General features: G+C 68.6%; 13 protein-coding genes. 1 reads left to right on the top strand and 12 read right to left on the bottom strand.

Going from position 1 to position 15,206, the window contains the following annotated elements; translation table 11 throughout:
* Window positions 1-52: 52 nt before the first annotated feature.
* The 4 genes from ORK51_RS00230 to rpmB all read right to left on the bottom strand — a co-directional run bounded on the left by ORK51_RS00230 (window position 53) and on the right by rpmB (window position 3,468).
* A complete protein-coding gene (locus ORK51_RS00230) occupies window positions 53-1,453 on the bottom strand; it encodes an FAD/NAD(P)-binding protein (RefSeq protein ID WP_070427492.1) in 1,401 nt (466 codons plus the stop codon).
* A 36-nt stretch (window positions 1,454-1,489) separates the two neighbouring features.
* Window positions 1,490-2,908, bottom strand: coding sequence for a cardiolipin synthase (gene cls, locus ORK51_RS00225; protein ID WP_070426225.1), 1,419 nt, complete (start codon window positions 2,906-2,908; stop codon window positions 1,490-1,492).
* A gap of 145 nt (window positions 2,909-3,053) precedes the next feature.
* On the bottom strand, window positions 3,054-3,221 hold the full coding sequence (gene rpmG / locus ORK51_RS00220) for a 50S ribosomal protein L33 (RefSeq protein ID WP_172407465.1): 168 nt from the start codon (window positions 3,219-3,221) through the stop codon (window positions 3,054-3,056).
* A 10-nt stretch (window positions 3,222-3,231) separates the two neighbouring features.
* The gene (rpmB, locus tag ORK51_RS00215) at window positions 3,232-3,468 is read right to left on the bottom strand and encodes a 50S ribosomal protein L28 (protein WP_019185625.1); all 237 of its coding nucleotides are present in this window, start codon (window positions 3,466-3,468) and stop codon (window positions 3,232-3,234) included.
* A 318-nt stretch (window positions 3,469-3,786) separates the two neighbouring features.
* On the opposite strand from rpmB, the gene ORK51_RS00210 reads away from it, so the two are divergent.
* Entirely contained in the window at window positions 3,787-4,998 is a 1,212-nt protein-coding gene (locus ORK51_RS00210; RefSeq protein ID WP_266083407.1) for a glycosyltransferase, read from the top strand.
* Window positions 4,999-5,108: 110 nt separating this feature from the next.
* Here ORK51_RS00210 and ORK51_RS00205 read toward each other — a convergent pair whose 3' ends face one another.
* The 8 genes from ORK51_RS00205 to ORK51_RS00170 form a co-directional block, all read right to left on the bottom strand.
* Window positions 5,109-8,270, bottom strand: coding sequence for an efflux RND transporter permease subunit (locus ORK51_RS00205; protein WP_266083406.1), 3,162 nt, complete (start codon window positions 8,268-8,270; stop codon window positions 5,109-5,111).
* A gap of 35 nt (window positions 8,271-8,305) precedes the next feature.
* Window positions 8,306-9,295, bottom strand: a complete 990-nt coding sequence (locus tag ORK51_RS00200) for an efflux RND transporter periplasmic adaptor subunit (RefSeq protein ID WP_266083405.1) — start codon at window positions 9,293-9,295, stop codon at window positions 8,306-8,308.
* Window positions 9,292-10,572, bottom strand: coding sequence for a TolC family protein (locus ORK51_RS00195; RefSeq protein ID WP_266083404.1), 1,281 nt, complete (start codon window positions 10,570-10,572; stop codon window positions 9,292-9,294). Before ORK51_RS00195 ends, ORK51_RS00200 begins: the two co-directional genes overlap by 4 nt.
* A gap of 54 nt (window positions 10,573-10,626) precedes the next feature.
* Complete coding sequence (locus tag ORK51_RS00190; RefSeq protein ID WP_019185620.1) at window positions 10,627-11,004, bottom strand: DUF2946 family protein; 378 nt, start codon at window positions 11,002-11,004, stop codon at window positions 10,627-10,629.
* A 99-nt stretch (window positions 11,005-11,103) separates the two neighbouring features.
* Window positions 11,104-12,927: a DUF885 domain-containing protein gene (locus tag ORK51_RS00185; protein WP_429000590.1), complete on the bottom strand. Its 1,824-nt coding sequence runs from the start codon at window positions 12,925-12,927 to the stop codon at window positions 11,104-11,106.
* A 136-nt stretch (window positions 12,928-13,063) separates the two neighbouring features.
* On the bottom strand, window positions 13,064-13,405 hold the full coding sequence (locus ORK51_RS00180; protein ID WP_019185618.1) for a lipid-A-disaccharide synthase N-terminal domain-containing protein: 342 nt from the start codon (window positions 13,403-13,405) through the stop codon (window positions 13,064-13,066).
* On the bottom strand, window positions 13,405-14,127 hold the full coding sequence (locus ORK51_RS00175; RefSeq protein ID WP_266083402.1) for a glycosyltransferase family 2 protein: 723 nt from the start codon (window positions 14,125-14,127) through the stop codon (window positions 13,405-13,407). The genes ORK51_RS00180 and ORK51_RS00175 overlap by 1 nt, the downstream gene beginning before the upstream one ends.
* A gap of 87 nt (window positions 14,128-14,214) precedes the next feature.
* The gene (locus ORK51_RS00170; RefSeq protein ID WP_070426232.1) at window positions 14,215-15,180 is read right to left on the bottom strand and encodes an SDR family NAD(P)-dependent oxidoreductase; all 966 of its coding nucleotides are present in this window, start codon (window positions 15,178-15,180) and stop codon (window positions 14,215-14,217) included.
* Window positions 15,181-15,206 lie beyond the last annotated feature (26 nt).

Here is a 15,206-nt window from a genome sequence, read left to right as displayed (position 1 = left end):
GGCATGAGGTGGCTCTGCGGCTGGTTGCGCGGCCCCGGGAAGGATGTCGCCGTCAGCCCAGGCTGCGTCGCGCGGCCTGTTCGGCCTGCACCCGCAGCTCCGGGATCGCCAGGCTTTCCCACAGGGTGCCGATGCGCAGGCTGCCGACCACCCGGATCGCCGGCTGCGGCTGGCCACGACCGTCGATCAGGCCGCCCTCCTCCTCCGTGGTATCCAGGCCCAGGCCATGCGGGCCCGGGCGGGCATGCCCGTCGGCCAGCAGCTGCCGGATCAGCGGATTGCGCATGGACAGTGCGCGCGTCTCCACCCCGGTGGCATTGATCACCGCGGCCACGGTCAATGGCGGCAGGCCACCGTCCGGGCTGCGGCCGTGCAGCTGCAGCCCGCTTTCCTGCACCAGCAGCGTGTCCAGGCGGGCGCGGTGGCGCTGCAGCTGGCCACGACGCTCCAGTTCGGCCACCTGGGCGTGCACCGATTCGGCGATGCGGTGGCGGTGTACGTCCCAATAGCGCACCACGTGGCGCAGGAAACGGCGCTGGTCGGCCTCGCTCAAGCTCAGCCACAGCGCCTGGCCCATCGGCCGGATGCGGTCCATCACGCTCTGCCACGGAATGCCCCGCGCCACGGCGGCATCGGCCTGCGCACGCAGCTCCCGCATGCGCTGGCGCAGCGACATCGCCAGCAGTGGCTGCGGATCGAAGGTGACGGATGCGCCATGCGCCTGCGGCAACGGCAGCAACGCATGACGCGAGAGCACGAAAATGCGCCCACGGTGACCAGCGGCGGCGAGGGCGACCACGCTGTCGGCCATGCTCAGGCCCGAGCCGATGATGGCCAGATCGTCATCGCCGGCCAGAACACGCACGCCGTCGTAATCCCAGGCTTCCACCGCCTGCGCGGGCGGCAGTGCGTCGGCACCGGGCACCGGCAGCGGGCGCATGCTGTTGCCGCAGGCCAGCACCACGCGCTGTGCGCTCCAGGTCACGTCGTCATCGAGCCGCAGCTGCACGCCCTGTGCGTGGGGAACCAGCGCGAAGACCGGCTGTTCGACCACCTCCAGCACCGCCACGCTGCGTTCGCGCGCCTGTTCCAGGCGCTGGCGCAGGTAGGCAGCGTAATGGCGGCGCGGCACGAACTGTTCGGCCAGCACCTCGCGCGGCACATCGGCGATCGCCTCGCTGTCGATCAGGTAATCGAGAAAATCCGCGGGCTGGTCCGGCAGCCCGCTCATTTTGCCGGCCGGCACATTGAGCAGATGCTCGGGCCACGGAGTGGCGTAGGCGATGCCTTCGGCCAGCACCGAGGCCGGCTCAAACAGCACGATGCGTGACGGCCGCTCGGCATGGCGCAGCGCCTGCAGTGCGACAAGGACGCCGGCAGCGCCGCCGCCGACGATGGCCAGATCACACTGGCGATGGGTATCGGACGCAGTCATGCCCCGATTGTAGGCGATGCACGTGGACCGGCCGTCCACGTGCGTCACAGCGGACTACATCAAGGCATCGGCCAGCCGCGCGATGCCTTCGCGGCTGCGCTTCCAGGCCGGACGTTGGCGCCACGTCGCCAGATCCAGCTGACGCGACTGCTCCAGATAGTCCGCTTCGATCTGCGCCAGCTGGCGCACCATGCCGGCGTCGTAGCAGAGCATGCCGATCTCGGCATTGAGCGCGAACGAGCGGATATCAAGATTGATCGAGCCGACCAGCGCGATATCCTCATCGACGGTCAGGTGCTTGGCGTGCAGGAAGTTGGGTGCGTACAGCGCGATGCGCACGCCACTGCGCAGCAGCTCGTCGTAGTAGGCCTCCTGCGCCCAGGAGGTCAGCCGCTGGTTGGTGCTGGCCGACAGGATCAGCTGCACCTGCACGCCGGACAGCGCGGCGATGCGCAGCGCGCTCAAGGTCGCTTCGTCGGGCACGAAATAGGGCGTGACCAGCACGATCCGCCGCCGGGCCAGATGGATCAGCGCGTTCACCGCATCACGCGCGTTGCTGAAGGGATACGCCGGGCCGCTGGGCAGCAGCTGGGTCGGGACATCGGCCGAGCACACCGGCACTGCGGTCAACACATCCAGGCGCTGTCCGGTTTCCATGTACCAGTCGCTGGCGAACACGGCCTCCAGATGGGCGACTACGGGCCCACGCACGCGCGCGACCAGTTCCTTGTTCGGGAACCCGGCCACGAACTGCGCCCGCGCCAGGTTCTGCGAGCCGATGTAACCGACGCGGTTGTCGATCACCGCGATCTTGCGGTGATTGCGCAGGTCCATGCGGCCACTGCGGCGCCAGCGCAGGCCACCGGGCAGCATCGCGCGCACATCCACGCCGATCGCCTGCAGGCGGTGGCGATAGTGGCGCAGCCCGCGCTTGGCGCCGACAGCATCCAGCAGCAACCGGCAGTGCACGCCACGCGCCGCGGCGCGCTGCAGTGCCTGCACGATGGCCTCACCGACCGCATCGTCGAACATCAGGTAATACAGCAGGTGGACGCGTTCGCGCGCCTGGTCGATGTCTTCGATCAGCGCCTGCAGCGAGGCATCGTAGTCATTGAGCAGATCCACCGCGTTGCCATGGATGGGCATGAAATCGCCCTGGCGCTCGATCAGCGGCACGATCTCGGCGGTGGCGGTATCTGGCGCGGGGGTCCAGCGCAGCGGCGGCTGCAGGGCCTGCTCCTCTCGGATCACCTGGGACGCCTCGGCCTGGCGCTGCACGCGCTGGCGCGACAGCCAGGGGTGGCCGAACAGCAGGTACAGCGGCAGCCCGAGCAGCGGCACGAAGCCGACCAGCAGCAGCCAGCTGCGCGCGGCACCGGGCGTGGTGCGGCTGGGAATCCAGAACAGCGCGGCCAGCCGGATCAGCCAATCCAGCATCAACAACCACGAACCCAGCAGCCACTCGAACAGCATCGCGTCGCCCGTCGGGAGGGGAACCGCATTCTGCCATGGGTCGCTGCATGCAACCGGTCATGCCGGGTGCGGGCCCGGGCGCGGCGCATGAAAAAACCCGCCACGAGGGGCGGGTTTTTTCGGGAAGCTCAAGCATCCTCGCGGATTACTTGATCTTGCCTTCCTTGTACAGGACGTGCTTGCGCACGACCGGATCGTACTTCAGGAATTCCATCTTCCCGGGGGTGTTCTTCTTGTTCTTGTCCGTCGTGTAGAAGTGGCCAGTGTTGGCCGTCGAAATCAGACGGATCTTATCGCGCTTGCCTGCCATGATCGTTTACTCCTCAGACCTTTTCGCCGCGCGAACGCAGCTCAGCCAGAACGGAGTCGATGCCGTTCTTGTCGATGGTGCGCAGGGCATGCGCGGAAACACGAAGCTTGACCCAGCGGTTCTCGCTGGCAACCCAGAAGCGGCGCTCGTGCAGGTTGGGCAGGAAACGACGACGGGTCTTGTTGTTGGCGTGCGAGACGTTGTTACCCGTCTGCACTCGCTTGCCGGAAACTTGGCATACGCGGGACATTGCGCACCTCGATAAAGTAGTTGTCAGCCCATAGCCCGGGCGACGGCGGCCTCGGCGGTTTCCCGCCACACGTCATGAGAATCAAAGGGTTACGCTGTCGAGGGCGGGCCGGATGACGTGTTCCCGGCCACCGATCCAAAGGTTTTTGGACACAGCGAGCCGCGCATTATGCCCGCTTGAAGGGCCTGCGGCAAGCTGGCATGGCCCGGCGGAGCCATGCCGGTTCCATGACGGCCCCTCCGCTAGGCTGCCCGGGCATCGAACCCGGACTGAATAGATGACCCCAACGCCTCCCCTCCCCCTCGCCCGCGGCCTTTCATGAAGCTGCTCGCCCTGACCTACGGCACCGAAGGCGACACCCGCCCGCTGGTGATGCTCTGTCATGGGCTGATCGGCGCCGGCCATGAGGTGCTGCTGCTGGCCGAGCGCGGCACGCTGGATACCGCGCGCCAGCTGGGCGTCCCGCATGCCGCGCTGGAGGGCGACATCCATGACGAGGTGGTGGCGCTGGTGTCGCGCGGCAACGCCCGCCTTGCGGCCTCGCGGGGCTTGGCGCGAATGGCGCAACGGCACGTGCCCGGCTGGATGCGCCAGGCCGACGCGGCCGCCGCCGGGTGCGATGTGGTGCTGACCGGCGGGCTGGCCGCGTTCGTGGGCCTGGCCGTGGCCGAACACCATGGGCTGCCGGTGATCGGCACCGGGATGATTCCGCTGACCCCGACCGCCGGCTTCCCCTCTCCGTTCCTGCCACGGCTGCGCCTGCCCGGCGCGCTCAATCGCCTCAGCTACACCTTGGTCAACCAGGCGGTATGGCGCACCTTCCGCGGTCCGATCAACGCCGCGCGACGGGCATTGGGCATGCCGCGGCGCGCCTCGCCCTGGCGGGATCTACCGATGCTGTACGGCATCTCGCCCAGCCTGCTGCCCCCGCCGCCGGACTGGCCCGCCAACCACCGAATCTGCGGCCAGTGGCGAGCATCGGAGCACGGCTGGCAGCCGCCGCCGGCCCTGCAGGCCTTCCTGGACGCCGGCCCCGCCCCGGTCTACCTCGGGTTCGGCAGCATGACCGGCTTCGATCGCGACCAGGTGCTGCCCGCGCTGCTGGCGGCCTTGGCGCCGCGGCGGGTACTGCTGTTCCCGGGCTGGGCAGGGTTGCCCAGCGCTCCCTTGCCGCACAATGTGTTCGTGATCGGGCCGACCCCGCATGAGGCCTTGTTCCCGCGCTGCTCGCTCGTCATCCACCACGGTGGCAGCGGCACCACGCACTCGGCCTGCCGGGCCGGGGTGCCGTCGCTGGTGATGCCGTTCGCCGCAGATCAGTTCTTCTGGGCGGCCCGGCTGCGCGAGCTGGGCGTGGCACCGGCGGCGTTGTCGCCGAAGCGCCTGGACGCCAGGACACTGCAGCGGGCGATCGCCTTTGCAGAGCATGCCGATACCCGCGACCGCGCCAGCGCGCTGGGTCAGGCGATGACGGCCGAGAACGGCGTCCGCGCCGGCGTCGCTGCCATCGAGGCGTGGTTGTCACCTTGATAGCAGCGGCCACGGCGCGCACGGATTTTTCTGTGCCGCCTGAAGAATCACCCGACCAACGGTCGGGTGCTACCCCATCGATGAAGGGTTACCCGACCACCCGTGCCGCCTCATCCTTTCCGATGCAGCCAGCGATACAGCACCGGCAGCACCAGCAAGGTCAGCAGCGTGGACGAGACGATGCCGCCGATCACCACGGTCGCCAGCGGACGCTGCACCTCCGAGCCGGCGCCCACGTTGAAGGCCATCGGCACGAAGCCCAGCGAGGCCACCAATGCGGTCATCAGCACCGGGCGCAGACGGCCCAAGGCACCCTCGCGTACCGCCTGCGGCAATGGCATCCCCTGCTCGCGCAGGCTGCGCACGAAGCTGATCATCACCAGGCCGTTGAGTACCGCCACGCCGGATAGTGCGATGAAGCCGACACCGGCCGAGATCGACAGCGGAATGCCGCGCAGCGCCAACGCCAGCACGCCACCGGTAAGCGCCAGCGGCACGCCGCTGAACACGATCGCCGCATCCTTGACCGAGCCGAACGCCCAGAACAGCAGCGCGAAGATGATCGCCAGCGTCACCGGCACCACGATGGACAGGCGCTGGCTGGCCGAGATCAGCTGCTCGAAACTGCCGCCGTACTCGATCCAGTAGCCGTTGGGCACCTGCACATCGCGCCCGATCGCCTGCTGCAGATCACCGACAAATCCACCAAGGTCGCGGTCACGCACGTTGGCGGTGACCACGATCCGGCGTTTGCCGTTCTCGCGGTTGATCTGGTTCGGCCCTTCGCTGTTGCTCAGCGTCGCCAGCTCACGCAGCGGCACCGTGCGCGCACTGCCACTGGTCCAGCTGCCGGGGCGGCTGGACTCGTCAGCGTCATCGGCCAGTGCAGTCTCCAACGACACCGGCAGGTCCGCCAGCGCGGCCGGATCCTGGCGCAACGCTTCGGGCAGGCGCACCACGATATCGAAGCGGCGATCGCCTTCGAACAGCTGCCCTGCCACCTGGCCACCCACCGCAGTGGCCACGGTCGACTGCACCTGGCCCGGGTTCAAGCCATACCCGGCCAACGCGGTGCGGTTGGGGGTAACGGTCAGCAGTGGCAGGCCGCTCGTCTCTTCTACCCGCACGTCGGCCGCACCCGGCACGCTGCCGGCCACCGCCGCGATGCGCTTGCCGACCGACAGCAGCGTCTCCAGGTCATCGCCGAACAGCATCACCGCCACGTCGGCACGCACGCCGGAAATCAACTCGTTGGTGCGCATCTGGATCGGCTGGGTGAACTCGTAGTTGTTGCCGGGCAACTGCTCGACCGCGTCTTCCAGTTCGGCCAGCAGCGCCGCACGTGTCTTGCGCGGATCCGGCCAGGCCTTGCGCGGCTTCATCATGATGAAGGTATCGGCGACCGAGGGCGGCATCGGATCGGACGCGACCTCCGGCGTGCCGATCTTGGAGAACACCTTGTCCACCTCGGCGAACTGCACCAGCCGGTTCTCGATCTGCTTCTGCATCTCGATGGACTGGGTGAGGCTGGTGCCGGGGATGCGCATGGCGTGCATGGCGACATCGCCTTCGTCCAGGTTCGGCACGAACTCGCTGCCCAGCCGCGTGGCCAGCAGGCCGCAGCCGATCACCAGCACCAGCGCGCCGGCGACCATCCAGCGGCCGCGCCGCAGGGCGAAGGCCAGCATCGGCTCATAGCGCCGACGCACCCAGGCCATCAGGCGGTTTTCCTTCTCCTGCACACGGCCACCGAGGAACAGCGCGATCGCGGCGGGCACGAAGGTCAGCGCCAGCACCATCGCACCGGTCAGGGCCAGCACCACGGTGATCGCCATCGGGTGGAACATTTTTCCTTCCACGCCGGTGAGCGCGAAGATCGGCAGATACACCGCGGTGATGATGCCCAGCCCGAACAGGCTCGGGCGGATCACTTCGGCGGTGGCGCTGGCGGTTTCGGCGAAGCGTTCTTCGCGGGTCATGTCGCGGCCGAGCAGGTGCTGGCGTTCGCCGAAGCGGCGCAGGCAGTTCTCGATGATGATCACCGCACCATCGACGATCAGGCCGAAGTCCAGCGCGCCCAGGCTCATCAGATTGGCCGACACACCGCCCCGGGCCATGCCGGTCAGCGTGAACAGCATCGCCAGTGGAATCACCGCCGCGGTGATCAACGCCGCACGGAAATTGCCGAGCAGCAGGAACAGCACCACGATCACCAGCAGGGCGCCTTCGATCAGGTTCCTGGCGACAGTCTCGATGGTGCGGTCGACCAGCGCGGTGCGGTCGTAGCTGGCGGTGACGGTGACGCCCTCGGGCAGGCTGGCCTGCGCCTGCTGCAGGCGCGCGGCCGCGGCCTGGGCGACATCACGGCTGTTGGCGCCGATCAGCATCACCACCGTGCCCATCACCACTTCATGGCCGTTCTGGGTGGCCGCGCCGCTGCGCAGTTCCGGGCCGTCCTGCACCTGGGCCACATCGTGCACATGGATCGGAACGCCTTCGCGGCGGGCCAGCACGATGTTGCCGATCTCCTCCAGGTTGGCGACCTGCCCGGGGATGCGCACCAGGAACTGCTGGCCGTTGCGTTCGATGTAGCCGGCGCCGACGTTCTGGTTGTTGGTTTCCACCGCCTGGGCGACATCTTCCAGGGTGAAGCCCAGCGCGCGCAGGCGTGCCGGATCCGGGGTGATGTGCACCTGGCGCTGGAAACCACCGATGGTGTTGACCTCGGTCACGCCCGGCACGTTGCGCAGCTGCGGGCGGATCACCCAGTCCTGCAGCGTGCGCAGGTCGGTGGCGGTGTAGGGCGTGCCATCGGCCTTGCGCGCCTTGGGATCGGCGTCGATGGTGTACATGAAGATCTCGCCGAGGCCGGTGGAGATCGGCCCCAGCTGCGGATCCAGTCCCTCGGGGATCTGCGATTTGACCTGCTGCAGGCGCTCGGCGACCTGCTGCCGGGCGAAGTAGATATCGGTGCCGTCCTTGAACACCACGGTCACCTGCGAGAGGCCGTAGCGTGACAGCGACCGGGCCTGCTCCATCGCCGGCAGGCCGGCCATCACCGTTTCCACCGGATAGGTGATGCGCTGTTCGGTCTCCAGCGGCGAGTAGCCCGGCGCGGCGGTGTTGATCTGCACCTGGACGTTGGTGATGTCCGGGGTGGCGTCGATCGGCAGCTTGGTGAAACTCCAGCTGCCCAGCGCGATCAGCACCAACGTCAGGGCCATCATCAACCAGCGATGGGCGATGGCGGCGCGGATGATGCGCTCAAGCATGACGGCGCCCTCCGGATGCGGGGCGTGGCGAGGCGTCAATGTTCATGCGATGCCCCCGCCTTGCCGATGTCGGCCTTGACCACGTAGCTCTGCTCGACGACCACCTCTTCGCCGAGGGTCAGGCCATCGAGCACTTCCACCTTGCCGGCATCGCGTGCACCCAGCGTCACCGCGCGTGCGGTGTAGGTCTCGCCTTCGCGCACGAACACCACGTCCTTGCCGTCCATCGTCTGCAGGGCGCTCAGCGGCACCACCTGCGCCGCCGGCGTGGTAGCGACCACGATGCGGGCCTTGACCGCGGCACCGGGCCGCCATTGGCCATCATCGTTGCGCAGCGTGGCACGGGCGACCGTGCTCTGGCTGGCGGTGGCGGTACCGGGCAGCACACGCTCCAGCGTGGTGGCCTGGCTGACGCCGTCGGTCATCCGCGACACCGTGACCGGCACACCGGCGGTGATGTGCTGGGTGTCGTTGCCGAAGATATGCAGGTCCACCCACAACGTGGACAGATCACCGATCTCGAACAAGGGGGTGCCCTCGCCGGCCACGCCGCCGACCTGGGCCTGGCGCGCGAGCACCACGCCACCGATCGGTGCGGTCACGGTGTAGGTGGTGAGACTCAGGTTGCTCTCGATGCTGGCCAGCACCTGGCCGGCGCGCACGCGGTCGCCGACATTGGCGCGCAGCGAGCGGATCGGCCCGGGGAAGCGCGCCATTACCTGCGCGACGCGGCCATCGACCGGGGTCAGCAGGCCCTGCACGTCGTGCTCGTCGGCGATGGTGCCGGCCACCACCGGCGCCACCCGGATGCCGGCCTGTTCGGCCATCGCTGCGGCGATGGTGGTGCTTTCCGGTGCGTCATGATCGTCATGATCATCGTCATGCCCGGCCTCGCCATGGCCGGCGTCCGTCGCAGCGGCCTTGGTCGGCGCTGCCGCGGGGTCACTGCTGCCGCAGCCGGTGAGCGCCATCAGCGCGATCAACAGGCTGCCGGCCAGCACGGTACGGGTCAGGGAAGCGGTCATCGGCGGTCCTCCGTGGACACGGTGTCGGTGGCGGCGACCATGCTCTGGCCGGTCAGCCGCTGGATTTCAATGAGGGCGGTCTGTGCGGCGATGGCCGCTTCCAGCTGGCGCTGGCGTGCTTCGATCCGCATCGCCTGCAGCTGGGCCCATTCCATGTAGCTGATGGCGCCGGCACGCCAGGCCTTCTCGGCGGCATTCTCGGCGCGCTTGAGCTGGGGCAGGACGTCGCGCGCCATGCGCGTGACTTCCAATCGCGAGGTCAGGTAGCGGCCATGCGCTTCAGCGAGCGTGGCGTACAGCTGCAGCCCGCGCGCCTCGCGCTCCACGCTGTTGAGCGCCAGCTCGGCCTCGGCCGCGCGGATCTCCGGCTCGGCGCGGCGCACGCTGCCCAGCGGCAGGCTGAAACCAGCCACCAGCGAGGTATCGCGGGTATCGCGGCTGTTGCGCACGCCCACCTGCCAGCTGACGTCGGGCCGTGCTTCGGTTCGGGCCAGCTGCACCTGCGCTTCGCGGATGCGGCGCTCACCGGCCAGCACCGCCAGTTCCGGCGTGCGCTGGAGTTCGTCGGCGAGCACGGCAAAGTCCTGCAGCGCGGGCAGCTGCATCGGGTCGCCACTCACCACATCGAACCCGGGATCACGCTGGCGCCACAACGCCGACAGTGCCGCACGCGCGGACTGATCCATCTGCGTGGCGCGATCGCGGTCCAGCTCAGCCTGGGCCAGCATCGCCTGGGCCGTCATCAGCACCGATTCCGGCGAGGCGCCGGCCTGCAGGCGCAGCCGCGCGGCGGCCACCGCGCGCCTGCGCTGTTCGATATCGGTCTCGGCGATGCGCAGCTGCTGGCGCGCGTCGGTCACCGCCAGGTAGCGGCGGGCGACCTCGGCCATCAGGTCCAGCCGCGCGGTTTCGCGTTGCGGGGCGAGGCTGTCGAGGTTGGCCTGGGCTACGGCGCGGCGGGCATCCAGCTTGCCGCCCCGCTCCAGCACGCCGGCCAGGGTGACGGTGACCTCGGCGGCATCGACGCCGCGGGCCTCGCCGGTGCCGAGCGCGTTCTCCAGTTCCACGCCCACGGTCAACGGCGGCGACAGGCCGGCCGCGTCACGGCGGGCTTCCCACACCGGGCGCTGGGCCTGCGCCAGGCGCAGGTCGGGGTGGTACTGGGCGACGCGCGCGATGGCGTCGTCGAGGGTCAACGGTGCAGCAGGTGTCGTGCCCTGTGCGTATACGCACGGCACGAACGCAATGGCAGCCAACGCTGCCAGACGCATCCACATGGGAGTCTCCAGAAAACAATCAGATGGCAAACGGCGGCACGCGGCCGCAGGGCATCAGATCGCTATCGGAGGACGCAGCAGGTTCTCGGGCGGCTGGGTGCGCAGTTGCGCGACCAACCCGGCAGGGACGCCGTGGCTGGGGGCGGCGGGCAGGCTCCAGGCCATCGCCGCCATCGGCAGCACGCCGCCGTGGCCATGGCAGTGGCCGCAATGCACCAGGGCATGCAGCCAGTCTTCGTTGCCGTCGTCGTCGCTGGAGGCGGTGCCGGCGGTGTCATCGCTGCCATGCAGCTCGCTGCTGTCGGCATGCACGCTCAGGTGGATATCGGCCAGGGCCGAGGCCAGCGAACTGCCGAACACGCCCACACCGACCACCACCAGCATCAGCAGGCGGAGCAGCAGGGACGGACGCGGGCGGGCACGACGGAACATGGCCCGCAGGGTAGCCGGGCGTGAAGCCGTTACACAATCGCAGGCCGGCAGGTTGGTTCACGTTGGCGGGGCCGGCGCGACGGCCGGCCCCCGCGCACCTCAGCTGGCGGCAGCCTTGCGCTGGGCGATGAAGGCCTGGATCTGCGCCTCCAGCACCGGCAGCGGCACCGAGCCCTGGCTCAGCACGGCGTCGTGGAAGGCCTTGACGTCGAAGCGGTCACCCAGCTCCTGCTCGGCCTGCGCACGCAGGCGCACGATCGCGATCTCACCGAGCTTGTAGCTCAGCGCCTGGCCCGGCCAGGAGATGTAGCGGTCCACTTCGGTGGTCACTTCATGCTCGCTCAGCGCGGTGTGGTCGCGCAGGTAGGACAGCGCCTGCTCGCGGGTCCAGCCCTTGTGGTGCACGCCGGTATCGATCACCAGGCGCGCGGCACGCCACATCTCGTAGGTGAGGCGGCCGAAATCCTCGTACGGGGTTTCGTAGATGCCCATCTCCACGCCGAGCTTCTCGCAGTACAGGCCCCACCCTTCGCCGTAGGCGGAGATGTAGTTGTTGCGGCGGAACGCGGGCTGCTCGCCCTGCTCGGCCGCCAGCGCGCCCTGCAGGGCATGGCCCGGATCGGACTCGTGCAGGGTCAGCGCCGGCAGGTTGTACAGCGGCCGTGCCGGCAGGTTGTAGGTGTTGAGCCAGTAGGTGCCCATGCCACCGCGGCCGGCGGTCCAGAACGGGGCGATGTCCGGCGGTACCGGCACGATGGTGAAGCGCGCGCGCGGCAGGGTCATGTACTTGCCGATCACGCCATCCACGCGCTTGGAGATCCACGCCGCGCGGTGCAGCAGCTCGTCCGGGGTCTTGGCATAGAACTGCGGATCGGTGCGCAGGAAGGTCAGGAACTCGGCGAAGCTGCCCTTGAACTCGACCTGCTTGATGATGCCGTCCATCTCGGCCTGGATGCGCGCCACTTCCTTCAGGCCGATCTCGTGGATCTGCTGCGGGGTCAGGTCCAGCGTGGTGTATTCGTGGATCTGCTGCTTGTAGTACGCCTTGCCGCCGGGCATCGCTTCGGCGGCCAGGGTGGTGCGCGCCTGCGGCACGTACTCGCTGACGAAGAAGGTGCGCAGCTTGGCGAAGGCCGGCACCACGCTGCCGCCGATGGCCTGGCGGGCCTGCTCCTGCAGCTGTGCCTGCTCGGCGGCCGGGATGCTGGCCGGCAGCCTCTTGAACGGCGCGTACAGCGGCGACTGGGTCGGGTCCTTCAGTTCGGAGACCGTGGCGATGGACACCTCGCGGCCATCGAGCACCGCGCGCGGCACGCTGAAGCCACGCTTGAGGCCGGCACGCATGTTGTCGGTCTGCTGGTCGAAGTAGCGCGGTACATCGTTCAGGCGCGCGATGTAGTTGCGGTAGTCCTGCGCGGTCTTCATCTCGCGCCGGGCCATGAAGGACAGGTTGGACCAGAACGAGGAGTCCGCGTTGAACGGCATTTCGTAGGCACGCAGGCGCACATCGGCGGCCAGGTTGAACACCTGGTCGCGGTAGATCGCGTAGTTGATGCGGTTCTCGGCCGAGAGCGCCTGGGTGTCGACCTTGTCCAGCTGGGCCAGCACGTCGTCCCAGACCTTCAACCGGCCCTGCTGCGCGGCCGCGCCGACATCGGGCATGCGGGTGGCGTTGGCCGGGCCGTCGCCGTCTTCGCTGGCCTCACCGCCACCGGCTTCGCGCCAGGCCCATTCCTTCTCGTAGATGGCGCGGAACTGTGCATCGGCGGGGCTTTCGGTGGCCAGGCTGGCCGGGGCGGCGGCCGGGGCAGCTGGAGGCGCGGCCAGGGCGGCGCCGGCAGGAAGGGCCAGGGCGAGCAGCAGCGCAGCAACGAGCGGTGATTTCACGATCAGGGTTCCCGGGGGACGGCAAACCCCGATCATGGCACCCGGCGAAGGGGCCGCGCATGGATCAAAGGTCCTGCCCGCGTCGCGGGCAGGACCGGGGACCGGCCGCAGGCTGGGACCCCAGCGCCGAAGGCGCGAGGTAGCCACCGACCGTTGGTCGGTCGGCACGCCCTCAATGCGCCGCCTTGTCCCGCTTCCACCCACGATGGTCGATATCCAGCTTCAGGCTGTACAGCGCGGTGAACGCCGGGAACAGGTTCTGCAGCACGCCCACCGAGTCCTGCTTGGCCGAGAACAGGAAGTAGCTCAGCGTCATCAGGCTGCCGACCACGCTCATGTACCAGAACAGGCGCGGGATCACCGGCTTGCCGGCCCGGCGCGAGGCGATGAACTGGACCAGCCAGCGGCCACCGAACATCAGCGCGCCGGTGTAGCCGATCAACTTCCAGCCGGTGACGTGCAGGCCGGTCCAGTAAAGCCACGTCAGTGGCTGGTCGAGCCAGTGCAGTTCCATCAGCGCTCTTCCACGGCGGTGCGCTTGCTGCGCGTGATCAGCCAGGCTACGCCGCGCAGGTCGCGGATGCCGACCAGCGCGCGGCCCAGGTTGTTGTACTTGGACACACCCGCGGTGCGGTGCCGATGGTTGACCGGCACGCTGGTGCTCTTCCAGCCGGCCCGCTGCATCAGCGCGGGCAGGTAGCGGTGCATGTGGTCGAAGTACGGCAGCTCCAGGAACGCCGCACGCTCGAACAGCTTGATGCCGCAGCCGGTATCGGGGGTATCGTCGTGCAGCATGCGCGCGCGGATCGCATTGGCCCACTTGCTGGCCCAGCGCTTGCTGCCCGAATCCTGGCGGTTCACACGCCACCCGGCGAACAGCTTGACCTCGGTAGCGGCCGCCGCGCGCGCGGCGAGCAGCTTGGGGATGTCGGCCGGATCGTTCTGGCCGTCACCGTCCAGGGTGGCGATCCACGGCGCGCGGGCGTGCTTGACGCCGTTGCGCACCGCGGTGCTCTGCCCGCTCTGGGTGACGTGGTGCAGTACCCGCAGCTCGGGCGTGATGGCCTTCAGGGCCTGCAGGACCGCCAGGGTGTCGTCGCGCGAATGGTCGTCGATGTAGACGATTTCGAAATCGACCTGCCCGCGCAGCGCGGTGGTGATCTCGTTGATCAGGGGCGTGACGTTGTCGCGTTCATTGAAGACCGGGACGACGACCGACAACTGGGGTTGGCTCATGGTCGGGCTCTGCGAATGGCCAGGATCGAAAAAGAGCGCGCATTTTCCGCACCCGAGGTTATCCGAAGATGAATCGAGGCGTGTGTGTCAGGCGTGATCCCCGAAATAATCCCGGCACCAGGCCACCACCGGCGGCAGACCGCGCTCGATCGGCATCGCCGGCTCGTACCCGAAGGCGTCATGCGCCCGCGTGGTATCGGCCATCGTGCGGACCATGTCGCCGGGCTGCATCGGCTTGTAGACCTTCTGCGCCGGGCGTCCGGCGGCGGACTCGATGACCCCGATGAAGTGCTCCAGTTCGATCGGCGTGTGGTTGCCGAGGTTGAACACCCGGTGCGGCACCGTGTCGCTGGACGGATGCGCCAGCGCGCCGAGGATGCCATCCACGATGTCGGAGACATGTGTGAAGTCGCGCTGCATTTTTCCGTCGTTGAACACGTCGATCGGACGGCCGGCCAGGACCGCGCGCGAGAACAGCAGCGGCGCCATGTCCGGGCGGCCCCACGGGCCGTACACGGTGAAGAAGCGCAGCCCGGTGGCATGCAGGCCGAACAGCTGGGCGTAGGTGTAGGCCATCAGCTCGTTGGCGGCCTTGGTCGCGGCGTACAGCGAGCGCGGCTTGTCGATGCGCTGGTCTTCGGAGAACGGCGGGGTGGCCGAATCGCCGTACACCGAGCTGCTCGAGGCATACACCAGATGGGCCACGCCGCGGTGGCGGCACAGCTCCAGCATGTTGACGAAGCCGGTCAGGTTGCTGTCGACGTAGGCATGCGGGTTTTCCAGCGAGTACCGCACGCCGGCCTGGGCAGCCAGGTGGATGACCCGGGTCGGCTGCACCTCGTCGAACAGCGCGGCCAGGCCGTCGCGGTCGGTCAGGTCGAGCACGCGGATATCGGCCTGCGGGCACAGCGCAGCCACGCGATCGCGCTTGATCTGCGGATCGTAGTAGTCGTTGTAGTTGTCCAGGCCGACGACGCGCTCACCGCGCGCGAGCAGGGCCTTGCAGGTGTTGGCGCCGATGAAGCCGGCAGCGCCGGTCACGAGAATGGTCATGGGGTCCGTCCGTCCTACTTGCCACG

The organism is Stenotrophomonas sp. RIT-551, from assembly GCF_026241915.1.
GTDB classification, from domain to species: domain Bacteria; phylum Pseudomonadota; class Gammaproteobacteria; order Xanthomonadales; family Xanthomonadaceae; genus Stenotrophomonas; species Stenotrophomonas bentonitica_A.
This window is presented reverse-complemented; position numbering and strand designations above follow the sequence as displayed.

What these genes read in the sequence shown, in the direction of transcription:
- cls (WP_070426225.1), bottom strand. Translation starts at nt 2,908, where the DNA reads ATGCTGTTCGAGTGGCTGCTGGGTTCGTGGTTGTTGATGCTGGATTGG.
- rpmB (WP_019185625.1), bottom strand. Translation starts at nt 3,468, where the DNA reads ATGTCCCGCGTATGCCAAGTTTCCGGCAAGCGAGTGCAGACGGGTAAC.
- ORK51_RS00210 (WP_266083407.1), top strand. Translation starts at nt 3,787, where the DNA reads ATGAAGCTGCTCGCCCTGACCTACGGCACCGAAGGCGACACCCGCCCG.
- ORK51_RS00205 (WP_266083406.1), bottom strand. Translation starts at nt 8,270, where the DNA reads ATGCTTGAGCGCATCATCCGCGCCGCCATCGCCCATCGCTGGTTGATG.
- ORK51_RS00200 (WP_266083405.1), bottom strand. Translation starts at nt 9,295, where the DNA reads ATGACCGCTTCCCTGACCCGTACCGTGCTGGCCGGCAGCCTGTTGATC.
- ORK51_RS00195 (WP_266083404.1), bottom strand. Translation starts at nt 10,572, where the DNA reads ATGTGGATGCGTCTGGCAGCGTTGGCTGCCATTGCGTTCGTGCCGTGC.
- ORK51_RS00190 (WP_019185620.1), bottom strand. Translation starts at nt 11,004, where the DNA reads ATGTTCCGTCGTGCCCGCCCGCGTCCGTCCCTGCTGCTCCGCCTGCTG.
- ORK51_RS00185 (WP_429000590.1), bottom strand. Translation starts at nt 12,927, where the DNA reads ATGATCGGGGTTTGCCGTCCCCCGGGAACCCTGATCGTGAAATCACCG.
- ORK51_RS00180 (WP_019185618.1), bottom strand. Translation starts at nt 13,405, where the DNA reads ATGGAACTGCACTGGCTCGACCAGCCACTGACGTGGCTTTACTGGACC.
- ORK51_RS00175 (WP_266083402.1), bottom strand. Translation starts at nt 14,127, where the DNA reads ATGAGCCAACCCCAGTTGTCGGTCGTCGTCCCGGTCTTCAATGAACGC.
- ORK51_RS00170 (WP_070426232.1), bottom strand. Translation starts at nt 15,180, where the DNA reads ATGACCATTCTCGTGACCGGCGCTGCCGGCTTCATCGGCGCCAACACC.